We start from the raw sequence: 20,332 nt of genomic DNA on the forward strand, positions 1-20,332 counted from the left end.
TCACTCCCGGGCGATCAGGTTGCCCGCGTGCAGCCCGCATTCCTTCTGGGTGGCTTCCTCCCACCACCAGCGGCCTTCGCGCTCATGCTGGTTGGGCAGCACCGGGCGAGTGCAGGGCTCGCAGCCGATGCTGATGAAACCGCGCTCGTGCAGCGGGTTGTAGGGGATCTCCAGCATGCGGATGTAGGCCCAGACCTCTTCGCTGCTCATCTGCGCCAAGGGGTTGAACTTGTAGAGAGGCTTCTCCGGCGTGGAGAAGGTACCGTCCACTTCCACGGCAGCCACCTTGCTGCGGGTGCCGGGGCTCTGGTCGCGGCGCTGGCCGGTGGCCCAGGCGCTGACGCCCGAGAGCTTGCGTCGCAGCGGCGCGATCTTGCGGATGCCGCAGCATTCCTCGTGGCCGTCCTTATAGAAGCTGAACAGACCCTTCTCACGGACGAAGGGCTCCAGCTTGGCGGCGTCGGGGGAGAGCACCTCGATGGCGATGCCGTAGTGCTCGCGGACCTTGTCGATGAAGCGGTAGGTCTCCGGGTGCAGGCGGCCGGTATCCAGGCTGAACACCTTCACGTTCTTGTTCAGCTTCCAGGCCATGTCCACCAGGACCACGTCCTCGGCGCCGCTGAACGAGATCCACAGGTCGTCGCCAAACTGCTCGAAGGCGAACTTGAGGATTTCCTGGGGGGATTTGCTGGCGTAGGACGCAGCAATGTCGGTGACGTCGAAGGGATGGCTCATCAGGCGGACTTCCTACTGGCTACGGCGCTACGCGCTCTGTGGCGGCGGATGGTAGCAAAAGCCATTTATGCGCCTAAATAACCATACGGAAGGTGGACTGCCTATTTCGGGTATAAGACCCCGCGTTGCGTGCCCAGCGAGGGAAAGGCTAGAGTGCCGCCTCCTTTACAAGCCAATAACGGGGAAATGCTCGTGGAAATCGCCTGTCTCGACCTTGAAGGTGTGCTGGTTCCTGAAATCTGGATCGCCTTCGCCGAAAAAACCGGAATCGAAGCGCTCAAGGCCACCACCCGCGACATCCCCGACTACGACGTGCTGATGAAGCAGCGCCTGCGCATCCTTGACGAGCACGGCCTGAAGCTGTCTGACATCCAGGAAGTGATCGCCACCCTCAAGCCGCTGGACGGCGCGGTGGAGTTCGTCGACTGGCTGCGTGAGCGCTTCCAGGTGGTCATCCTTTCCGACACCTTCTACGAGTTCTCCCAGCCGCTGATGCGCCAGCTGGGCTTCCCGACCCTGCTGTGCCACCGCCTGATCACCGACGAGACCGACCGCGTCGTCGGCTACCAGCTGCGCCAGAAGGACCCGAAGCGTCAGTCCGTGATCGCCTTCAAGAGCCTCTACTACCGCGTGATCGCCGCCGGCGACTCGTACAACGACACCACCATGCTCTCCGAGGCCCATGCCGGCATCCTCTTCCACGCACCGGAGAACGTCATCCGCGAGTTCCCGCAGTTCCCGGCGGTGCACACCTACGAGGACCTCAAGCGCGAGTTCCTCAAGGCGTCCAACCGCCCGCTGAGCCTCTGAGCCCAGCCATGAAAAAGCCCGCGCAAGCGGGCTTTTCTGTCTCTGGCCCCGGCCTACAGCGCTTCCAGGGTACGCAGCAGGACCTGGACCTTGGTGATCGACTCGCGGTACTCCGCCTGCCAGTCCGAGTCGGCCACGATGCCGCCGCCGCCCCAGCAGCTCGCCTGGCCGTCCTTCACCAGCAGGGTGCGGATGGCGATGGAGCTGTCCATCTCCCCCCGCACGTCCAGGTACAGCAGCGAGCCGCAGTAGATCGAGCGGCGCGTCGGCTCCAGCTCGTCGATGATCTCCATCGCGCGGATCTTCGGCGCCCCGGTGATGGAGCCGCCGGGGAAGCTGCCCGCCAGCAGGTCCAGCGCGTCCTTGCCTTCGGCCAGCTCGCCGCGAACGGCGCTGACCAGGTGATGGACGTTGGGGTAGCTCTCCAGCGCGAACAGCTCCGGCACCCTCACGCTGCCGATGCGGCAGCTGCGCCCGAGGTCGTTGCGCAGGAGGTCGACGATCATCAGGTTCTCCGCGCGGTCCTTCGGGCTGCCAAGCAGGTCGTCGGCCTGTGCCAGGTCCTCGTCCGGGGTCAGGCCGCGCGGGCGCGTGCCCTTGATCGGGCGGGTCTCCACCTGGCCCTGGCTCAAGCGGATGAAGCGTTCGGGGGACAGGCTGACGATTGCACCGGCTTCCAGCGCCAGGTAGCCCGAGAAGGGCGTCGGACAGGCGCCGCGCAGCGCCAGGTAGGCGCCCCAGGGGTCGCCGTCGCAGGGAGCCTGGAAGCGTTGGGTGAAGTTCACCTGGTAGCAGTCCCCGGCGCGGATGTAGTCCAGGATGCGTTCGATGCCCCGACGGTAATCCGCCTCGCTGATGCAGCCCGCGAAGGGTGCCTTGAGGCGGAAGGTGCCTGCTGGCTGCGCTGTCGGCTCGCTCAGCAATTGGATAAGCCGAGTGCGTTCGTCATCGGCGAGTGCAGGGTGGAAGACCAGTTGGCTGGTGCGCCGCTCATGGTCGCTCACCAGTGCCCAGGCATACAGGCCCAGTCGGGCGTCGGGCAGCGCCAGGTCGTCCTGGGCCTGTGCAGGCAGGCACTCCAGGCGGCGGCCGAAGTCATAGGCGAAATAGCCGATCAATCCGCCCGTGAATGGCAGCTCTACGCCGTCCGGCGCTTCGCAGCGCCCCAACTGGCGTAGCGCCGTGCGGAGGCGATCAGCGAAGTCGTTGGCCGATTCGTCGTCGCCCGGCGCAAGTTCTGCCAATGGCCAGGCGCTGAATAGGTCATAGCGTCCACGGCTGGCGCCGGGTCGCCCCGCGTCCAGCAGCACCGCCCCGGGTGCATGGCGGATGCGTGAGAAGCGCATTCCCGGGTCTTCGTGATAGGGCAGGGGGTGTACGAGGCAGTTGGGCATAGGGCAAGGCAAGCAGGGCGACAGCGGATTCTAGGGAAACTCTGAAAAAGTTCCAATTTTGCCTTGTAGCCGCCCCGGACGCGGCATGCTTGCCAGGGTGAAACGGACATTTTCAAGACCGCCTCAGGTACGGCTGTAGAGTCGATGCTAGAGCGATTTCCCAAGTTTACGCAGGAATTGCATTCTGATAATTATGGACAGGTCCCGCGGGGGGAACTCCCCGTCCCACAATGATAAAGACACAGGGATACAGGCCGTGGATGCAGTTCTCGACCCCGCAGCCGGCAGCTTCTTGCGCTCGCAAACGATGACGCCCCAGGCGTCTGCCGGCCATTTGCCACGACCGCAGATCCAGGCGGCCATGGCGGCATACCCTCAAGCTCGACTGCTGCTGTTCTCGGCTCCGGCCGGTTTCGGCAAGAGCACCGCCCTGGCTTCGCTTGCCGAACAACGTCGGCAGGCCGGCAGCCTCGTGGCCTGGCTCTCGCTGGGCAGCGAGGACGACGATCCCGCGCGTTTCTTCCTGAAGCTCAGTCATGCGCTGGACGAGGCTGTGCCCGGCCTGGCCGATCCTGCCCGCGCCTTCCTGCAGAACACCATGCAAGTGCCCGTCGCGGCGGTGCTGGAGAGTCTGCTGGTGGGGCTTTCCGCCCTCGACCAGCCGTTGCTGCTGGTGCTGGACGACCTGCACCTGGTCACCGATGCCGAAATCTTCAATGCCCTGAGCCGATTGGTGAAGCTGGCGCCACCGGGTTTCAGCCTGGCTGTCGGCAGTCGCTCCCTGCCGCCGATGAACCTGGCCACCCTGCGGGCCAAGGGCTGGCTGCTGGAAGTGGGGCTGGACGAATTGCGCCTCACCGAGGACGAGACTCGTGCCTACCTGGAGCGCAGTGGCGTCGTGTTGGACGACGCCACCCTGGCCGCACTGCACCAGCGCACCGAGGGCTGGATGATCGGCGTGCACCTGGCCAGCCTCTGGCTGCGCCACCAGCCCCAGGCCGCCGAGCAGGTGCAGACCCTGGGTGCCGATCAGGCCGCCGTGGGTGACTACCTGCTCACCTCCGTGTTCGAGCAGCTGCCCGCCGACCTGCAGGAAGCCCTGCTGGCCCTGGGCATCGCCAGCCAGCTCAGTGGCGACCTGGCCAATGCCCTCACCGGGCGCAGCGATGGCCAGGCCCTGCTGGAGCGGCTGGAGACCATGCAGCTGTTCCTCCTGCCCCTGGACCGCGAGCGCCAGTGGTACCGCTTCCACCACCTGTTCGCCGACTTCCTCCGGGGCCGGCTGCGCGCCCGCGACCCGGATCGCTTCCAGCAGCTGCACTTCAACGCCAGCCTGTGGTTCACCAACCACCACATGCAGAACCTCGCCATCGAGCACGCCTGCCTGGCCGAGGACCCCGAGATGCTCGCGGCCCTGGTGGATGGTTGCGGCCTGGAGCTGATCAACCGCGGTCAGCTCAATCAGATCTACCGCTGGCGCCAGCAGGTGCCGGACGACATCGCCGCGCGCTACCCCACCCTGGTGCTGGCCGATGTGTGGAACCGCGCCACCGAACTGGCGCTGCCCGAAGCCAACCAGATGCTCGACGACCTGCTCGCCCGCTGGGGCGGGGAGGGCGGCCAGGCTCCCCTCAGCGACAAATACCTGGCAGCCCTGGCGGTCAAGGCCGCCATCGCCTTGCAGAAGGACGATCTCGACCTGTGCGTGACCCTGGCGCGCAAGGTCGAAGGCCACCTGGGCCAGAACGAGGCCTTCCTCGAAGTGGCCATGCTGGTCATCGGCGCCCTGGCGCTGTCGATCCTCGCCCAGCCCGACCAGGCCCGCCGCTTGCTGGCCCTGGCGCAGCAACGCAACCACTTCCTCGAAGGGCGCTACCTCGACATGCAACTGGGCAACGTCGAGGTGTTGCTCGCCCTGGAGCAGGGTCAGGTCAAGCAGGCACAGCTGCTCCACGAGCAGATGCGCGCGCGCCTGGTGCCGCTGTTCGACGAGCGCTCCCGTGCCCTGGCCCTACCCGCCATCATCGAAGCGCTGATCGCCTACCACCAGGGCCGCCTGGACGGCCTGGAGGAGCGCCTGCGCTGGGCCCTCGGGCATGTCGACGTGATCAAGCCGATCGACATCTACGCCCAGGGCATGCTGTTCCTCGCCCGTGTCCAGCGTATGCAGGACCGCTCCAAGGAGGCCCAGGCCACCCTGGTGCTGATGCAGAACCTCGCCGCACGCAACCAGTCCTGGCGCTTCTATGCCCAGGCGGTGGCCGACGAGGTGACGCTGATCCTCCAGGAGCCGGCCACCGACCGCATCAAGCGCGCCGAGCAGCGCCTCAAGACCGTGGACTGGGACAAGCTCGCCGCCGACTACGCCCGCCGCGGCTTCAACCCGGTGCTCTGGACCCAGGGCCTGCTGCGGGTGCGCCTGCAGCAGGCGCGGGGGCACTACAGTGAGGCACTGCACGAGATCAACCAGTTGCGCGCCCAACTGCTGCCCGGCTGGCACGGCCTGCAGCGCTTGCGGCTCGACCTGCTGGCAGCGCTGAGCTACCAGCGCCTCGGCTACCAGGAGCGCGCCCACAGCCTGCTGGTGCAATGCCTGCTGAGTGCCGAGCGCGAAGGCATCCGCAGCCTGTTCGTCGAAGAGGGCGACGCTATCCGACTGCTGCTGCAACAGCTGGAGGCAGCCGAGCGCCAGCCCTCCCTGCAGGGCTTCATCCGCGAATTGCTGGCCATCTGGCCGGGGCAGGACGTACGCAAGGCCCAGGACGTGCTGGAGGAGGGGCTGACCGAGCGTGAGCGCGAGGTCGTGCTGCTGGCCGCCGAAGGGCTTTCCAATGAGGAGATCGGCCAGCAGCTCTCGCTGGCCCTGGGGACCGTCAAATGGCACCTGCACAACATCTACGAGAAGCTCAAGGTGCGCAATCGCACCCAGGCCATCCGTCGGGCCCGGGAACTGGGGCTGCTGCAGTGAGCAGCGTCAGCCAGCCGTTCCACCTGCTGCGCACCAAGCTCTACCCGCCGGAAGTCGGCGGGCAGCCGCGCCTGCCGCGCCAGGCGCTGATCGACCGCCTGTGGGAGGCGCGCGAGCGCCGCGTGCTGGTGCTCAGCGCGCCGGCCGGCTTCGGCAAGAGCACCGTGCTCAGTCTGTTCCGCGAGGCCCTGCAGCGCGAGGGCGCGCGGGTCGCCTGGCTCTCCTGCGACGAGTCGGACAGCGAGCCGCAGCGCCTGCTGCAGTACCTGGTGGCTGCCGTCGAGGCGGTGATCCCCGGTTTCGGCGCCAACACCGCCGGCCTGCTCTGCGGGGAAGTGAACTGGCCGGTGGAGGCCATCATCGACGCCTTCGTCAGCGACCTGCAGCGCCTGGAGGGCGAGCTGTACCTGATGCTCGACGACTTCCACCGCATTCGCCACGCCAGCCTGGAGCAGGGTGCCCGCCACCTGGTGGAGCGCCTGCCCCGCAACGTGCACCTGATCAGCAGCACCCGCTTCACCCCGCGCAGCCTGTTCGTCGAGAACGAAGCCTTCATGCTCCAGGCCGAGGACCTGCGCCTGTCCCTGGAGGAGACCGAAGCCTACTTCCGCGATGTGCGCCCGCTGGAACTCAGCCGCAGCGAGCTCAAGCAGCTGCACGCACGCACCGAGGGCTGGATCACCGCCCTGCACCTGGCCAGCCTGGCGCTGGCGCGGCATCCCGATCGCGCGGCCTTCCTCGCCAGCCTCAGCGGCACTGAGCGCAACATCGCCGACTACCTGGCCGAGGACGTGGTCAACAGCCTGCCGGTGACCTTGCAGCAGTTCCTCGACCAGACCTCGGTGCTGGACGAGTTCTGTGCCGACCTGTGCAACGCCCTGACCGGCCGGCGTGACGGCCTGGACATGCTGATGCGCCTGCAGCGCGAGCAGCTCTTCGTCATCGCCCTGGACGAGCAGGGCGAGTGGTTCCGCTACCACCACCTGTTCGCCGAGTTCCTCCAGGGGCGCTTGGCGCGACACGGCGACAGCGCGACCTTGCTGCACGCCGCCGCCCGCTGGTGCGAAAGCCATGACCTGCCCGACCGGGCCATCAAGTACGCCCTGAGAGGCCGGGATTTCGCCTTTGCTGCCGAGTTGCTGGAGCGCCAGGGCGCACGGCTCATCGCCGGCAACCGGGTCTACGGCATCCTCTCCATGCTCAAGGACGTGCCGGCGGAGGTGATCCGCGAGCACCCGGTGTTCCAGATCTTCTACGCCTGGCAGCTGGCCTTCGAGCAGAAGTTCGCCGAGTCCGAGGCGCTGATCGAGGAAGTCAGCACGCGCCTGCTGCAAGGGCGCGGCAAGGTCATCCACTTCGGGCTCGGCGAGCTGCTGGCCGCGTCCCAGGTGCTCAAGGCCCTGGTGCTGCTCTACCAGGACAAGCTGGAAGCCTGCCTCAAGGTGGCCCGACAGTGGCTGGCCATGGTGCCGGACAACCAGCCGGTGTTCCGCGCCAGCCTCGCCTGCGTGCAGGCGGCGGCCTATGCGTTGCTGGGGGAATTCGGTGATGCCGCCGGCTCCATTGCCGCAGCGCGGGAGTGCCTGCGCCTGGTGGACAGCGAGTACCTGCACGTCATGACCAGCCTGATCGAGTCGCTGATCTGCAAGGAGAGTGGCGAACTGGAGCGTGGGCGCTCCATCGCCGAAGTCGCCCGGGGCCGTGTCGAGCGCGTGTTCGGCCGCCGCAGCCGGGTCGGCGGGCCACTGGTGCTGGCCTACGCCGACCTGCTCTACGAACAGGACCGCCACGCCGCCGTGCTGGCCGAACTGCCCCTGGCCACCACCTGGCGCGACGTGGCTACGCCGGTGGAGCTGATCAGCCGTGGTCAGTTGGTGATGGCGCGGGCGCGGTTCTTCGCCGGTGAGTCGGAGCTGGCTCTCAATCAACTGGACGACTGGCTCGCTGGGCTTCAGGGCCCTGGCTACGAGCGGGTCTTCGCCCACGGCATGAGTTGCAAGGTGCAGTTCCTGCTCTGGTTGCGCCGGCCCAACGAGGCCGAGCGGGTCTGCCTGCAGCTGGAACGCCACCTGGCGCCGTTGTCCCAGGCCCGTTATGCCGACGCCCATACGGTGCTGGCGCTCTCCCAGGCACGGCTCGCCCTCAGTGAGCGCCGGCCGGAGAAGGCCCAGTCCGTGCTGGAGGCCTGCCTGGCGCGGCAGGGCGCGGAACACCAGCGTGACCGCCGCCTGCGCCTGTCGCTGTTACTTTCCGTGGCGTACTGGCGCAAGGGTAACAGCGACAAGGCATTCGCCCTGTTCCAGCCCGTGCTGGAAGAGGCCTGGAACCGGGGCTACCGGCGCCTGTTCCAGGACGACGCGCTCTGGTTGCTGCCGTTGTGGGAGGCCTGGCGTGCTGCCGAGCCCAAGCGGGCCGGGGTCTGGCAGGGGTTGGCCGACAACCTGCGCGAGCAGTGCCGCCGCCTCAACGTCGATCCGGAGACCTTCGACGACAACCAGGACATCAGCCACCGGGAGCGGGAGATCCTCCGTTTCGTGGCGGCCGGCTTGTCGAACCGTGACATCGCCCAGGCGGTTCACCTCTCCGAAGCCACCATCAAGTGGCATTTGCACAACCTGTTCGCCAAGTTGGGCGTGCGCAGCCGCACCCAGGCGGTGCTCAAGGGCAAGAGCCTGGGCCTGCTCAGCGAGGCCTGATGAGATCAATGCGGTAGCGACTCGCCATCCTCCATCCCTTGGATGGGCTGGCAGCCGGGCAGGCGCTCGGTAACGTGGAATCAGGTCGGGGCACTCTGTGTGCTCCGAGTCCAAAGCGGGAGCGCATAGGGAAGCAGCGCCTGCTATGGAGATCGGCCAGGCCGATCCAACTGTCGCCGATGAGGAGGTAGGCGGCAGGCCCCCGGGGCAACCCACCTGTGAGAATCTTGGAGATAAAAACAATGAAAAGCTTCAAACAACTGGCTCTCGCCGCTGCTGTGCTCGCTGCTCCGTTCATGGCCCAGGCTGATTTGAAAGCCATGGATGACTCCGCCCTCTCGGGCGTCACCGGTCAGGATGGCATCAGCATCTCCGGTAACTTCAACGGCACCATCGGCAGCGTCGTCTACACCGACAAGGAAGGCTCCGCTTCCGGCAGCCTGCGCCTGGACACCATCGCCTTCACCGGCTTCAACATCTCCGACAGCGCTCCGATCCTGGTCGACGTGATCGACGGCGGTGCCGGCGGCAACGACAAGCTGCAGATCACCCTGCCGACCATCACCGGTCAGCTCAGCGTCGGCGCCATCCGCATGGGTGATGCCACTGCTGCCAGCATCGGCTCCCTGGCCGTCAACGACATGAACCTGGCCGGCACCACCATCAAGGTCTGGGGTCACTGATCCGCGCGCACGACCTGTAGTCCGGAAGGTCCCGTCGAGCCCCGTCGGCGGGGCCTTCCTTGTCGCAAGTCCTGATTCGGAACGGCAATGATCGAGATACTGGTTGGCAGCCTGCTGGGCCTGTTCGGCTTCACCCAGGCCGTGGACACCAAGCCGCAGCCCCAGGGTTCCGTGAACCTGACGCAGTCGCTCGCGCCCAACGGTCCTTACCGGGAGACCGTGAATATCGAGCCGATGAGCCAGTTGCAGTTCCGCAATGTGATCCGCCAGGCCTACGACTACAGCTGTGGCTCGGCCGCATTGACCAGCCTGCTGGACTACTACCTGGGGCGTAACCTGCAGGAGCGCCAGGTGATGGAGGGGCTGCTGCGCTATGGCGAGGCGGACAAGATCGTCGAGCGGAGGGGGTTCTCCCTGCTGGACATGAAGCGCTTCGTCACCGCCCTGGGCTACAAGAGCGGCGGTTTCCGCGCCGAATTCGAGGACCTCGACAAGCTGGAGCACCCGGCGCTGGTCCCGATCCACTACGGCGGCTTCAAGCATTTCGTGGTGGTGCGCGACGTCTACAACGATCACGTGTTCATCGCTGACCCTGCCCTGGGGAACATCAGCTTCACCCGCACCCGATTCGAAGAAGTGTGGGACCAGAACGTGCTGTTCGTGATCTACCCGACCGGTGCGGAACCGCGTAACGCGATGGCCCTGACCGAGCGCGACCTGCGCCTGGTGGATGACAGGACCATCAGCCTCCTGGCGTTCCAGCAGTTTCCGCAGATCACCAAGTTCACCGAAAACCAGTTGGACGAGTTGGGCTCGGGAGGCGATATCCGTTACTACCGACGCAAGTGAGCGTGCCGTCGGCAGGCCGTCCCGGCCAGTAAAAAGAAGAACCCGCATAAGTTAGAAAAATAACCAGGGGACCGTGCCATGGGAGTGAGGGGTTATGCATGGCTGGCCATGCTGGCGCTGGGCGCCTGCGGGCCGCTGTGGGCCGAGGAGAGCTCGGTGGACGATGCGCGTGAGGCGCTGAGCAAGAAGGACGGTGACGCCGACAGCGCCAAGGCGCTGGAGCAGGTGTTCCAGGCATCGGAGAAGAGCTACACGCTGCTGAAGAAGGGCGAGCGCACGCTCACCTACGGCTTCGACTACTCGCTGACCCGGGATGTGCAGATCGAGCAGGTGCGCACCGGGAACAACGTGTACAGCGTGATCCCGCGCAGCGAGGCCCAGCACACCTTCACCAACTCCTTCACCTTCGACTACGGCGTCTGGGACAACCTCACCTTCAGCGTGCGGTTGCCTTTCATCGCCAAGTACGACACCGAGCGTGACGTGAACGTCTACAGCCTGGGCGATGTGTCCGCCAGCCTGCGCTGGCAGCCCTGGTCGGCCACCCGTGGCAAGCCGGTCACCACGCTGTTCGCCACCCTCGGCCTGCCCACCGGCGAGAGCCCCTACGACATCAACCGCGAGTCGGACCTCTCCACCGGCAACGGCTACTACAGCCTGGGCGTGGGGGCCAACACCTCCTATGTGATCGACCCGGTCGTGCTGTTCGGCTCGGTCGGCTACACCTACAACATGCCGGTGCACAACATCCACCAGAACGTCGGCGGACGAGAACTGGTGGACGTGGATCCGGGCGGCACCCTGTCCATGAGCATGGGGTTCGCCTACGCGCTGTCCTATGACGTCTCCCTGGCCACCTCCTACCAGATGGCCTACAACACGAGCCCTACCTACACCTTCTCCGACGGCAACAAGGCCGAAGGCAGCGAGCAGACCAGCGCGGTCATGAACTTCTCGCTCGGCCTGCGGACCTCGCCGGACTACATCGTCAACATCAACGCCGGCTTCGGCATGACCGAGGACTCCCCGGACGTGATGCTCGGGTTCTCCGTTCCCCTGGACATCAAAGGCCTGAAGGCCCAGTAACCGGCGAGGCGACGACATGACGATGCGTATTTCGCCGCTGGCCTTGGCGCTGGCGGGGGTAGGGCTCGGTTGGGCGAGTGGCGTACAGGCGCAGTTGGCCAACGACCTGACCATCGGCAACCCCAAGGCCATGGCCATGGCCAATGCCGTGACGGCCGACTCCACCGGGATCGATGCGGTGCACTACAACCCGGCGGCCCTGGTCAAGCTCAAGGGCCGGCAGACCACGGTGAAGGTGATCGCCGGGGTGATGGATATCCGCGCCAAGTTCGATGCGCCCGCCGACTACGGCTTCTTCGGCTACAAGAACGACAGCGTGGCCGGCGCCAGCAGCCGCACCCTCACACCGGCCATGTACCTGCCCGGCATGGGCGGCATGACCGACATGCCGCTGCTGGCAGCCCCGCTGGCGGGGCTGTCGATCAACCCGCCGGGCTCCAAGTTCACCTTCGCCACCAACGTCTACGCGCCCATGGCGCTGGGCTACTCACGGGACTCGGACAGCGACCCGGCGCGCTTCCAGGGGCGCCAGGTGGCGATCCAGCGCATTACCTACTTCTCGCCATCGGTGGGCTACCAGGTGAACGACGAGCTGGCCCTGGGGCTGTCGGTGGGGTTCTCCCACCAGGCCATGGCGCTCAACGAGGACTTCCGCGCACCGGGGATGCTCACCGGCTTGGCTGCCCTGGCTCACGACACCATCTGCCCAGGGATGGGCACGATCATCGGTCCGATCCTGAACGTCTGCGGCGGACGCATCGGCCCCTTCGACTCGCTCGCCAACCTGGACCTGGACATGCAGGAGTCGCTGTCGCCCACCTGGAACATCGGCGTGCTCTGGGAGCCCACCGACTGGTTCGCCTGGGGCGCCACCTACCAGAGCGAGGCCCGCATGCACCTGCAGGGCAAGTACCGGGTGGACTACTCCAGGGAGTGGCAAGGGTTCTGGAGCGGCTTCCAGTCGGCGGTGTTCGGCCAGATCCTCAGCCCGCTGTTCCCGTATGGGCGTACCGACGAGGAGAGCGGCAACGCCACGCTGACCATGACCTACCCGGACAATTTCTCCACCGGGATCAAGATCAAGCCGTTCGAGCGCTGGCAGTTCAACTTCGACCTGAAGTGGTCCGGCTACAGCGACTGGAACGAGTTCGAGATCGAGTTCGACCGCGAACTGGACATGCTGCGCATCGCCAAGACCTTCGGGGGCGGCAAGGCCACCGCCACCAGCATCACCCTGGACCGCGGCTACCGCGACACCTGGAGCTGGGCGGTGGGGGCGCAGTACGACGTGACCGACCGCCTGGCCCTGCGCGCCGGCTACGAGTTCCGCCCCTCGGCCATTCCGGACGACAAGGCCGACGTGCTGGCCCCCATCGGCGATGCCCACCTCTACGGGCTCGGCCTGGGCTACCGCTGGGACAAGGACACCAGCATCGATCTGGGCGTGAATTACTTCGTCACTTCGCAGAAGACCATGGCCGGGGAGAGCTGCAACATGAACTGCGACGGCCTGGACAAGATGGTCTACAACCCCTACGCCGGGATGAACGTGGAGACTTCGGTCAAGGCGCTGATCATGGCATTCACCTACACGACGACCTTCTGATGAAGACGCTCATCCCCGTCCTGCTCGCCTTCTCCATCCTGCCGACGGCCCAGGCCAGCGGCGGGCGCTACCTGACCTGGATCGACGACAGCGGCCGCGTGCACAACAGCTTCGTCGACGACCGCTACAGCCAGCAGCAGCAGGAGGCAGCCCGGCGCGTCAGCCGCAGCGACCTGGAGCGGCTGAAGGAGCAGGGCGCGGCCGGCTGGGGCGCGGCGGGAGGCGAGCAGAAGCGTCGCTACTTCACCTGGGTGGATGCCAGCGGCAACCTGCAGAACAGCTTCTACGCCGCCGGCCAGGTGCCGGCGGGCCAGCGTGACTACCTGCTGCCCAGCGGGCACCGCGCAGGCGAGTACATCGATGCCGACGTGCTGGAAGGGCGCGGCTACTCCCGCCCGGAGAACGGCACCGGTTACTACACCTGGGTGGACGACCAGGGACGCACCCACAACTCGCCGGTGCCGCCGAAGGATGGCACCAGGGCGGTGGCCAGCGTCGGCCAGCCAGTGGCCTACACCGAAAGCCGTGAGGTGATGTTCGAGCGCAAGGCGCCGATCCTCCCCGCCCTGGACGGGCAACCCAACGAAGCCATGAAGGCCCTGCTGGAAGGCAGCGAGGAGCGCAGCCGCGTGCTCTACCAGGAGCTGGTGGACCAGTGCTGCGGCCAGTTGTCCGATTCGGCCTTCACCGAGCTGTCCACCGAGGAACCGCGCTACGAGGAGCTGAACCGCTTCTCGCCGAGCTTCACCTTCCCCATGGGGCGCAGCTACTACGCCGCCGTGCGCCTGCCGCGCTCGGGGCGGGAGTACGGCTTGCGCATCCGCAGCTTCGCCAATCGCCAGGTGGTCTACCCGTCGATCCTCTTCCTCGACGAGGCCAAGCGGCCGACCCGACTGGTGAGCGACGCGGTGTACCAGCTCCACGGCGAGACCTGGTACCGCTACGCCTACATCGAAGGCACCGTGCAGGTCCGCGCCAACCAGGGCGAGCGCTATGCGCTGTTGCTCACCACCGACGAAGACCGCGCGGTGAAGACCCTGGACAACAAGCCCTACAAGCGCCCGCTGCAGGACCTCTCCCTGAACGAGACCGGCATGCAGGTGCATGAGCACTCGGATGAGGGGGCGTTCGAGCTGGCCATCGTGCGGTAGTGCTTGCCGCTCGGTGGCCGAGTCGCGGCCGCCCATGAAAAAGCCCGGCATCGAGCCGGGCTTTTTCATGGGGGCGGGGCGGGTCAGACTTCCGTCGGCCGTACGTTGCCGAACAGCGCCTGGGAAAAGCGCACACGCTCTTCCGGGGACTCCTGGATGCCCTTGGCCTTCAGCTCTTCGAGGCGGGCCTCGACGGCGTGGGCGCGGTGGGTCAGGCCGCAGTCGTTGGCGATCTGGATGTTCAGGCCCGGGCGGGCGTTCAGTTCCAGGATCAGCGGGCCCTTGTCCACGTCCAGCACCATGTCCACGCCGATGTACCCCAGGCCGCACAGCTCGTAGCAACCGGCCGCCAGCTTCATGAAGCCGTCCCAGTTGGGCAGCTGCACGCCGTCCACCGCGTTGGTGGTGTCCGGGTGCTTGGCGATCTTGTTGTTCAGCCAGGTGCCGCGCAGGGTGATGCCGGTGGCGAGGTCGACGCCCACGCCGATGGCGCCCTGGTGCAGGTTGGCCTTGCCGCTGGACTGGCGGGTGGGCAGGCGCAGCATGGCCATCACCGGGTAGCCCATCAGCACGATGATGCGGATGTCCGGCACGCCTTCGTAGCTGATGCTCTTGAAGATCGGGTCCGGGGTCACGCGGTACTCGATCAGCGCGCGGTCGCGGTGCCCGCCGAGGGAGTAGAGGCCGGTGAGGATCGAGGAGATCTGATGCTCGATCTCCTCGTGGCTGATGATCTTGCCGGAGACGGTCTTGTAGCGGCCTTCGAAGCGGTCGGCGATCACCAGGATGCCGTCGCCGCCGGCGCCCTGCGCCGGCTTGATCACGAAGTCGTTGCGCTCGCCGATGATCTCGTCGAGCTTGTCGATCTCCTTCTCGGTGGAAATGATCCCGTACATCTCGGGTACGTGGATCCCCGCCTCGATGGCGCGCTGCTTGGTGATGATCTTGTCGTCGACGATCGGGTACAGGTGCCGTTTGTTGTACTTCAGCACGTAGTCCGCGTTGCGTCGGTTGATGCCCATGATCCCTTTGGCTTCAAGGGCTTTCCACGTCTTGATCAGGCCGAACATGGGCTCAGTCCTTCACGAAGGCTTTGAAGCGGAACAGTTCGGTCAGGCGGTAGCCGCGGTAGCGACCCATCGCCAGCATGAAGCCCACCAGGATCAGCAGCACCGCCGGGAAGGTGAAGATGAAGTAGGTCAGCTCCGGCACGGTCATCAGCAGGTGCGCCAGGGTGGCGGCGAACAGCGTACCGATGGCGACCTTGAAGGCATGGCCGCCGCCGCGCTCTTCCCAGGTGATGGACAGGCGCTCGATGGTCATGGTCAGGATCACCATCGGGAACAGGGCGACGGACAGGCCGCGCTCCAGGCCGAGCTTGTGGCTGAGCAGGCTGATCACCGCGATGAGGATCACCACGAACGTCAGCACCACCGACAGGCGCGGCAGCATCTGCAGCTTGAGGTGCTCCAGGTAGGAGCGCAGCGACAGGCCCAGCGCCGTGATGATGGTGAACAGGGCGATGCCGAAGCCCAACTGGGTCTCGCGGAAGGCCAGGGCGATCAGCACCGGGGTGAAGGTGCCGAGGGTCTGCAGGCCACCTAGGTTGCGCAGGATGAGGATCACCAGCACGCCGATCGGGATCATGATCATGATCTGGTAGGTCTGCTGGGTCTGCAGCGGCAGGCCGTACAGGGAGTATTCGAGGAAGTCGGCGTCGGTGTTCTCGTCAGTCAGCTTGGCCAGGCGGATGGCGTTCATCTCGCTGTTGTTCAGGCTGAAGGTCACCTGGGCCTTCTTGCCGCCGTCGACGGTGATCAGCGGCTCGTCGCCGGTCCACCACACCAGACGGTCACCCGGCAGGCCCTGCTGGCCGGTCTCGGGGTTGAAGTAGAGCCAGCTCTCGCCGTTGAAGCTGCGCAGCCAGAGCTCGGGGCTCTGCGGCTGGTCGGCGGCCAGGCGGATGGTGTGCACGCGCTCCATCGGGACGTGGGCGATGGACAGCAGCAGTTCGATGACCTTGGCCTTGTTCGGCGTGCCGGCGTCGCCGCCGAGCAGCAGCTTGACGTTGTCATCGTTGACGTTGTTGACGCGCTTGATGGTCTCGCTGATGAAGGTCTCGACGTCCGCCGAGTGCTGGCGGATGGGCGCCAGCAGGGCTTCGGCGGCGATCTTCTCGGCGCCTTCCACCGGGATGCTGTCGCGGAAGATCGGCCCCTTGTCCTTGGGCTTCTCTCCGCTGTAGCGCTTGGTCAGCACCAGGCGGTAGTAGAGGGTCTGGTTGCCACTGGCACGGCGGGCGGACCAGGTCACCTTGCGGTTGCCGTCCACGCGGTTGATGCTCACGCCGTAGTTGTTGGAGATGAAGCTCTCGTTGAGGCTGACGTAGTCCCGGTTCAGCGGCGGCACGAACATCTGCACCTTGATCGGGTCGCGCGGGCTGGCCTGGAATTCGACCTTGGCGTCGATGTTCCAGAGGTCGTCGGTCTCATCCTCGGTGATCGGGATGCCCTGAATGAAGATCTGGTAGGCCGTTATCAGAACGCCCAAGGTCACCAGCAGGGTGATGAGGACTTTCAGATGCAGGGTAAGAGAGCGCATGTGAGTTACTCGGCAGCGTTTGCGTCAGTGGCACAGCCGGGTTGGCCGGCAGCGTATTTAAGGCTCGGGTCGACCAGTGCATCGAAGCGCTTGAGTGCCTCGGAACCGATCAGGAGCGGGTATTGGAAAGCGCTTCGGTCGGTGAGGTTCACTTCGATCCGCCGCAGGGCGCCGCCCATGCACACGTCCAGCTCGATGACCGGGCGTGCGGTGTAACGGTTGTCGTCTTCCTCGGGGTCGTAGTCGCCGGCACGCCGCTTGATCTTGCTGATGCGCGCCAGGGGGCGCTCGATCGGGTGGGCGTGGGCGTCGTCGATGGCCAGGTAGAAGCGTACCCACGACTCTCCGTTCTTCTTGAAACGCTTGATGTCGCGGGCGCTGAGGGAGGCGGTCTTGGCTCCGGTGTCCAGCTTGGCGGCGATCACCAGGTCAAGGTCGGAAAGGCGGGCGTATTCGTTCAGACCGTAGACGGTCTTGCCGTTGGCGAGGCTGAGGCCCGGCAGGCTCGCCAGGCACAGGAGCAGGGCTAGTGGCTTGTAAGTCATGGGTCCTTGGATGCGGTTCGGGATCCTGATGCCCGGCGCAAGGACCATGGCCCCGGCGTCTGGCGAAAGAGTCTAGCAAGCAAAACGGTGGCGCCTCGCCAGGCGCATGAGGCGCGCATTCTAGCATGTGGGTTTTCTGCGGCGACAGACGGCCCACGCGCTTTGTGAAGGCGGTGGCGCCTTTATATGAATTTTTCGCGACACTCGACCATTGTCGACAATGTGGGTCTTTGGTTTGACAGTAAATGGCCTTGGGCGTACTTTTCGGCCCATCTGAAATTGAATGTGTCGACAATCATGGCTGCCACCCTGGAAACTCCCCTGGCTGTGACCGAAGACTCGGAAACCCTCTCCGAGCACGTCTTCCGTCGTATCCAGGCCGCCATCATCCGGGGCGAGATTGCGCCGGGCAGCAAGATCTCCGAGCCGGAGCTGGCGCGTACCTACGGCATCAGCCGCGGCCCGCTGCGCGAGGCCATCCATCGTCTGGAAGGGCAGAAGCTGCTGGTGCGCGTGCCCCATGTCGGCGCGCGGGTGGTGTCGCTGAGCCCCACCGAGCTGATCGAACTGTACGAGATCCGCGAGTCCCTCGAAGGCATGGCCTGCCGCCTGGCAGCCGAGCGCATGACCCAGGCGGAGATCGACGAGCTGCGCCGGGTGCTGGATACCCATGAGCGCGACGAGGCCTTCCAGGCCGGGCGTGGCTACTACCAGCAGGAAGGCGACTTCGACTTCCACTACCGGATCATCCAGGGCAGCGGCAACCAGACCCTGACCCGCATGCTCTGCGGCGAGCTGTACCAACTGGTGCGCATGTACCGCATCCAGTTCTCCGCCACGCCGAACCGCCCGCGCCAGGCATTTGCCGAACACCACCGCATTCTCGACGCCATCGCCGACCGAGACGGCGAGCTGGCCGAGCTGCTGATGCGCCGTCACATCGGCGCCTCCAAGCGAAACATCGAGCGCCACTATGGCTCCCAGAATGGGCAGGACGCGCTCGCCAACCCCTCCCACACCCGAGGTGATTCATGACCCAGCTCTCCGCCGGCCAGCGTTTCCGCCAGGCCCTTGCCGAAGAAAGCCCGCTGCAGGTGATCGGTGCGATCAACGCCAACCATGCGCTGCTGGCCAAGCGCGCCGGTTTCCGTGCCATCTACCTCTCCGGCGGTGGCGTGGCGGCCGGCTCCCTGGGCCTGCCTGACCTGGGCATCAACACCCTGGACGACGTGCTCACCGACGTGCGCCGCATCACCGATGTCTGCGACCTGCCGCTGCTGGTGGACATCGACACCGGCTTCGGCCCGAGCGCCTTCAACATCGAGCGCACGGTGAAGAGCCTGATCAAGGCCGGCGCTGCCGCGGCGCACATCGAGGACCAGGTGGGCGCCAAGCGCTGCGGCCACCGCCCGGGCAAGGAAATCGTCTCCTGCGAGGAGATGGTCGACCGCGTGCGCGCCGCCGCTGACGCCCGGACTGATCCGGACTTCTTCCTCATCGCCCGCACCGATGCCATCCAGGCCGAGGGCGTGGACGCCGCCATCGAGCGCTGCAAGCGCTATGTGGAGGCCGGCGCCGACGGCATCTTCGCCGAGGCCGCCTACGACCTGCCCACCTACGCACGTTTCGTCAAGGAACTGAACGTGCCGGTGCTGGCCAACATCACCGAGTTCGGCGCCACCCCGCTGTTCACCCGTGACGAGCTGGCCTCGGTTGGCGTGGCCATCCAGCTCTACCCGCTGTCGGCCTTCCGCGCGGCGAACAAGGCGGCGGAAACCGTGTACACCGCCATTCGCCAGAGCGGCCATCAGAAGGATGTGATCGAGCTGATGCAGACCCGTGCGGAGCTCTACGACCGCATCGGCTACCACGCCTTCGAGCAGAAGCTCGACGCGCTGTTCGCCGCCGGCAAGAAGTAGAGCCAGCAAGGTAGGGTGGGCTTCAGCCCACCGTGTCAGCGCTGTTGGTGGGCTGAAACCGATCGCCGCCCGGCCCACCCTGCTCAGCGCGCAACAGAACAAAAAGACTCGAGGAGATACCGATGAGCACCACCGAAACCACCACTCCGGGCTTCAAGCCGAAGAAATCCGTGGCCCTTTCCGGCACCGCCGCCGGCAACACCGCCCTGTGCACCGTTGGCCGTACCGGCAACGACCTGCACTACCGGGGCTACGACGTGCTGGATTTCGCCAACCGCTGCGAATTCGAAGAGATCGCCCACCTGCTGGTCCACGGCAAGCTGCCCAACGTCGCCGAACTGGCCGGCTACAAGGCCAAGCTGAAGGCCCTGCGTGGCCTGCCCGCTGGCGTCAAGGTCGCGCTGGAGCAGCTGCCGCCTTCCGCCCACCCGATGGACGTGATGCGCACCGCCGTCTCCGTGCTGGGCTGCCTGTCGCCGGAGAAGGACGACCACAACCACCCCGGCGCCCGCGACATCGCCGACAAGCTGATGGCCTCCCTGGGTTCCGCGCTGCTGTACTGGTACCACTACAGCCACAACGGCAAGCGCATCGAGGTGGAGACCGACGACGACTCCATCGGCGGCCACTTCCTGCACCTGCTGCATGGCGAGAAGCCCCGCGAATCCTGGGTGCGCGCCATGCACACCTCGCTGAACCTGTACGCCGAGCACGAGTTCAACGCCTCCACCTTCACCTCGCGGGTGATCGCCGGCACCGGCTCGGACATGTACTCCTGCATCGCCGGCGCCATCGGCGCCCTGCGCGGGCCCAAGCATGGCGGCGCCAACGAGGTGGCCTTCGAAGTGCAGAAGCGCTACGACAGCCCGGATGAGGCCGAGGCCGACATCCGCGCCCGTGTCGAGAAGAAGGAAGTGATCATCGGCTTCGGCCACCCGGTCTACACCGTCTCCGACCCGCGCAACAAGGTGATCAAGGAAGTGGCCCGCGAGCTCTCCGTGGAGCAGGGCAACACCAAGATGTTCGACATCGCCGAGCGCCTGGAAAGCACCATGTGGGAAATCAAGAAGATGTTCCCCAACCTCGATTGGTTCAGCGCCGTCAGCTACCACATGATGGGCGTGCCCACCGCCATGTTCACCCCGCTGTTCGTGATCGCCCGCACCTCGGGTTGGTCTAGCCACGTCATCGAACAGCGCATCGACGGCAAGATCATCCGCCCGAGCGCCAACTACACAGGCCCCGAAGACTTGAAGTTCGTGCCGCTCAAGGACCGTAAATAACAATGA

The 20,332-nt window shown here is 65.9% G+C and carries 16 protein-coding genes; 11 read left to right on the forward strand and 5 right to left on the reverse strand.

The features are described from left to right. The gene (locus SZ55_RS03775; protein ID WP_044401574.1) at window positions 1-735 is read right to left on the reverse strand and encodes a phosphoadenylyl-sulfate reductase; all 735 of its coding nucleotides are present in this window, start codon (window positions 733-735) and stop codon (window positions 1-3) included. Between the two features lie 192 nt (window positions 736-927). Here SZ55_RS03775 and thrH point away from each other — a divergent pair, with 192 nt between their 5' ends. Beyond that, on the forward strand, window positions 928-1,545 hold the full coding sequence (gene thrH / locus SZ55_RS03780) for a bifunctional phosphoserine phosphatase/homoserine phosphotransferase ThrH (protein WP_044402055.1): 618 nt from the start codon (window positions 928-930) through the stop codon (window positions 1,543-1,545). A 53-nt stretch (window positions 1,546-1,598) separates the two neighbouring features. Here the strand turns inward: thrH and pabB are convergent, their stop codons facing one another. After that, a complete protein-coding gene (gene pabB / locus SZ55_RS03785; RefSeq protein WP_044401577.1) occupies window positions 1,599-2,939 on the reverse strand; it encodes an aminodeoxychorismate synthase component I in 1,341 nt (446 codons plus the stop codon). A gap of 256 nt (window positions 2,940-3,195) precedes the next feature. Between pabB and SZ55_RS03790 the strand changes: the two genes are divergently transcribed. From SZ55_RS03790 to SZ55_RS03820, 7 genes are all read left to right on the forward strand, one after another. After that, on the forward strand, window positions 3,196-5,907 hold the full coding sequence (locus SZ55_RS03790) for a LuxR C-terminal-related transcriptional regulator (protein WP_236692385.1): 2,712 nt from the start codon (window positions 3,196-3,198) through the stop codon (window positions 5,905-5,907). After that, window positions 5,904-8,603 carry a helix-turn-helix transcriptional regulator gene (locus SZ55_RS03795; RefSeq protein ID WP_044401580.1) on the forward strand — a complete coding sequence of 900 codons (2,700 nt, stop codon included), beginning with the start codon at window positions 5,904-5,906 and terminating at the stop codon, window positions 8,601-8,603. The genes SZ55_RS03790 and SZ55_RS03795 overlap by 4 nt, the downstream gene beginning before the upstream one ends. 242 nt (window positions 8,604-8,845) lie before the next feature. Next, window positions 8,846-9,286 carry a DUF6160 family protein gene (locus SZ55_RS03800; RefSeq protein WP_044401583.1) on the forward strand — a complete coding sequence of 147 codons (441 nt, stop codon included), beginning with the start codon at window positions 8,846-8,848 and terminating at the stop codon, window positions 9,284-9,286. Window positions 9,287-9,373: 87 nt separating this feature from the next. Beyond that, window positions 9,374-10,135: a C39 family peptidase gene (locus SZ55_RS03805; protein WP_044401586.1), complete on the forward strand. Its 762-nt coding sequence runs from the start codon at window positions 9,374-9,376 to the stop codon at window positions 10,133-10,135. A 78-nt stretch (window positions 10,136-10,213) separates the two neighbouring features. Beyond that, the gene (locus SZ55_RS03810) at window positions 10,214-11,221 is read left to right on the forward strand and encodes a flagellar protein FilC (protein WP_044401589.1); all 1,008 of its coding nucleotides are present in this window, start codon (window positions 10,214-10,216) and stop codon (window positions 11,219-11,221) included. A gap of 16 nt (window positions 11,222-11,237) precedes the next feature. Then, a complete protein-coding gene (locus SZ55_RS03815; RefSeq protein WP_177329722.1) occupies window positions 11,238-12,827 on the forward strand; it encodes an outer membrane protein transport protein in 1,590 nt (529 codons plus the stop codon). After that, window positions 12,827-13,978 carry a MalM family protein gene (locus SZ55_RS03820; RefSeq protein ID WP_044401594.1) on the forward strand — a complete coding sequence of 384 codons (1,152 nt, stop codon included), beginning with the start codon at window positions 12,827-12,829 and terminating at the stop codon, window positions 13,976-13,978. Before SZ55_RS03815 ends, SZ55_RS03820 begins: the two co-directional genes overlap by 1 nt. 83 nt (window positions 13,979-14,061) lie before the next feature. Here the strand turns inward: SZ55_RS03820 and SZ55_RS03825 are convergent, their stop codons facing one another. The 3 genes from SZ55_RS03825 to rloA are packed head-to-tail and all read right to left on the reverse strand — an operon-like array spanning window position 14,062 to window position 17,124. After that, a complete protein-coding gene (locus SZ55_RS03825; protein ID WP_044401597.1) occupies window positions 14,062-15,048 on the reverse strand; it encodes an alpha-L-glutamate ligase-like protein in 987 nt (328 codons plus the stop codon). A 4-nt stretch (window positions 15,049-15,052) separates the two neighbouring features. Beyond that, on the reverse strand, window positions 15,053-16,579 hold the full coding sequence (rloB, locus tag SZ55_RS03830) for an osmotic stress tolerance membrane protein RloB (RefSeq protein WP_044401600.1): 1,527 nt from the start codon (window positions 16,577-16,579) through the stop codon (window positions 15,053-15,055). A 5-nt stretch (window positions 16,580-16,584) separates the two neighbouring features. Further along, window positions 16,585-17,124: a retropepsin-like aspartic peptidase RloA gene (gene rloA, locus SZ55_RS03835; protein WP_044401603.1), complete on the reverse strand. Its 540-nt coding sequence runs from the start codon at window positions 17,122-17,124 to the stop codon at window positions 16,585-16,587. Between the two features lie 297 nt (window positions 17,125-17,421). On the opposite strand from rloA, the gene SZ55_RS03840 reads away from it, so the two are divergent. The 3 genes from SZ55_RS03840 to prpC all read left to right on the forward strand — a co-directional run bounded on the left by SZ55_RS03840 (window position 17,422) and on the right by prpC (window position 20,326). Then, the gene (locus SZ55_RS03840) at window positions 17,422-18,159 is read left to right on the forward strand and encodes a GntR family transcriptional regulator (protein ID WP_044401606.1); all 738 of its coding nucleotides are present in this window, start codon (window positions 17,422-17,424) and stop codon (window positions 18,157-18,159) included. Beyond that, entirely contained in the window at window positions 18,156-19,043 is an 888-nt protein-coding gene (gene prpB / locus SZ55_RS03845; RefSeq protein ID WP_044401609.1) for a methylisocitrate lyase, read from the forward strand. Before SZ55_RS03840 ends, prpB begins: the two co-directional genes overlap by 4 nt. Before the next feature lie 122 nt (window positions 19,044-19,165). Next, window positions 19,166-20,326 carry a bifunctional 2-methylcitrate synthase/citrate synthase gene (gene prpC / locus SZ55_RS03850; RefSeq protein ID WP_044401612.1) on the forward strand — a complete coding sequence of 387 codons (1,161 nt, stop codon included), beginning with the start codon at window positions 19,166-19,168 and terminating at the stop codon, window positions 20,324-20,326. The last annotated feature ends 6 nt before the right edge of the window (window positions 20,327-20,332 follow it).

The organism is Pseudomonas sp. FeS53a (assembly GCF_000931385.1).
In the GTDB taxonomy this organism is placed as follows: domain Bacteria; phylum Pseudomonadota; class Gammaproteobacteria; order Pseudomonadales; family Pseudomonadaceae; genus Metapseudomonas; species Metapseudomonas otitidis.

Bases quoted from the DNA above. Each gene is read 5' to 3' on its own strand.
- rloB (WP_044401600.1), bottom strand. From the start codon at position 16,579: ATGCGCTCTCTTACCCTGCATCTGAAAGTCCTCATCACCCTGCTGGTG.
- SZ55_RS03815 (WP_177329722.1), top strand. From the start codon at position 11,238: ATGACGATGCGTATTTCGCCGCTGGCCTTGGCGCTGGCGGGGGTAGGG.
- SZ55_RS03820 (WP_044401594.1), top strand. From the start codon at position 12,827: ATGAAGACGCTCATCCCCGTCCTGCTCGCCTTCTCCATCCTGCCGACG.
- SZ55_RS03810 (WP_044401589.1), top strand. From the start codon at position 10,214: ATGGGAGTGAGGGGTTATGCATGGCTGGCCATGCTGGCGCTGGGCGCC.
- SZ55_RS03775 (WP_044401574.1), bottom strand. From the start codon at position 735: ATGAGCCATCCCTTCGACGTCACCGACATTGCTGCGTCCTACGCCAGC.
- rloA (WP_044401603.1), bottom strand. From the start codon at position 17,124: ATGACTTACAAGCCACTAGCCCTGCTCCTGTGCCTGGCGAGCCTGCCG.
- prpB (WP_044401609.1), top strand. From the start codon at position 18,156: ATGACCCAGCTCTCCGCCGGCCAGCGTTTCCGCCAGGCCCTTGCCGAA.
- SZ55_RS03800 (WP_044401583.1), top strand. From the start codon at position 8,846: ATGAAAAGCTTCAAACAACTGGCTCTCGCCGCTGCTGTGCTCGCTGCT.
- SZ55_RS03825 (WP_044401597.1), bottom strand. From the start codon at position 15,048: ATGTTCGGCCTGATCAAGACGTGGAAAGCCCTTGAAGCCAAAGGGATC.
- pabB (WP_044401577.1), bottom strand. From the start codon at position 2,939: ATGCCCAACTGCCTCGTACACCCCCTGCCCTATCACGAAGACCCGGGA.
- SZ55_RS03805 (WP_044401586.1), top strand. From the start codon at position 9,374: ATGATCGAGATACTGGTTGGCAGCCTGCTGGGCCTGTTCGGCTTCACC.
- SZ55_RS03840 (WP_044401606.1), top strand. From the start codon at position 17,422: ATGGCTGCCACCCTGGAAACTCCCCTGGCTGTGACCGAAGACTCGGAA.
- prpC (WP_044401612.1), top strand. From the start codon at position 19,166: ATGAGCACCACCGAAACCACCACTCCGGGCTTCAAGCCGAAGAAATCC.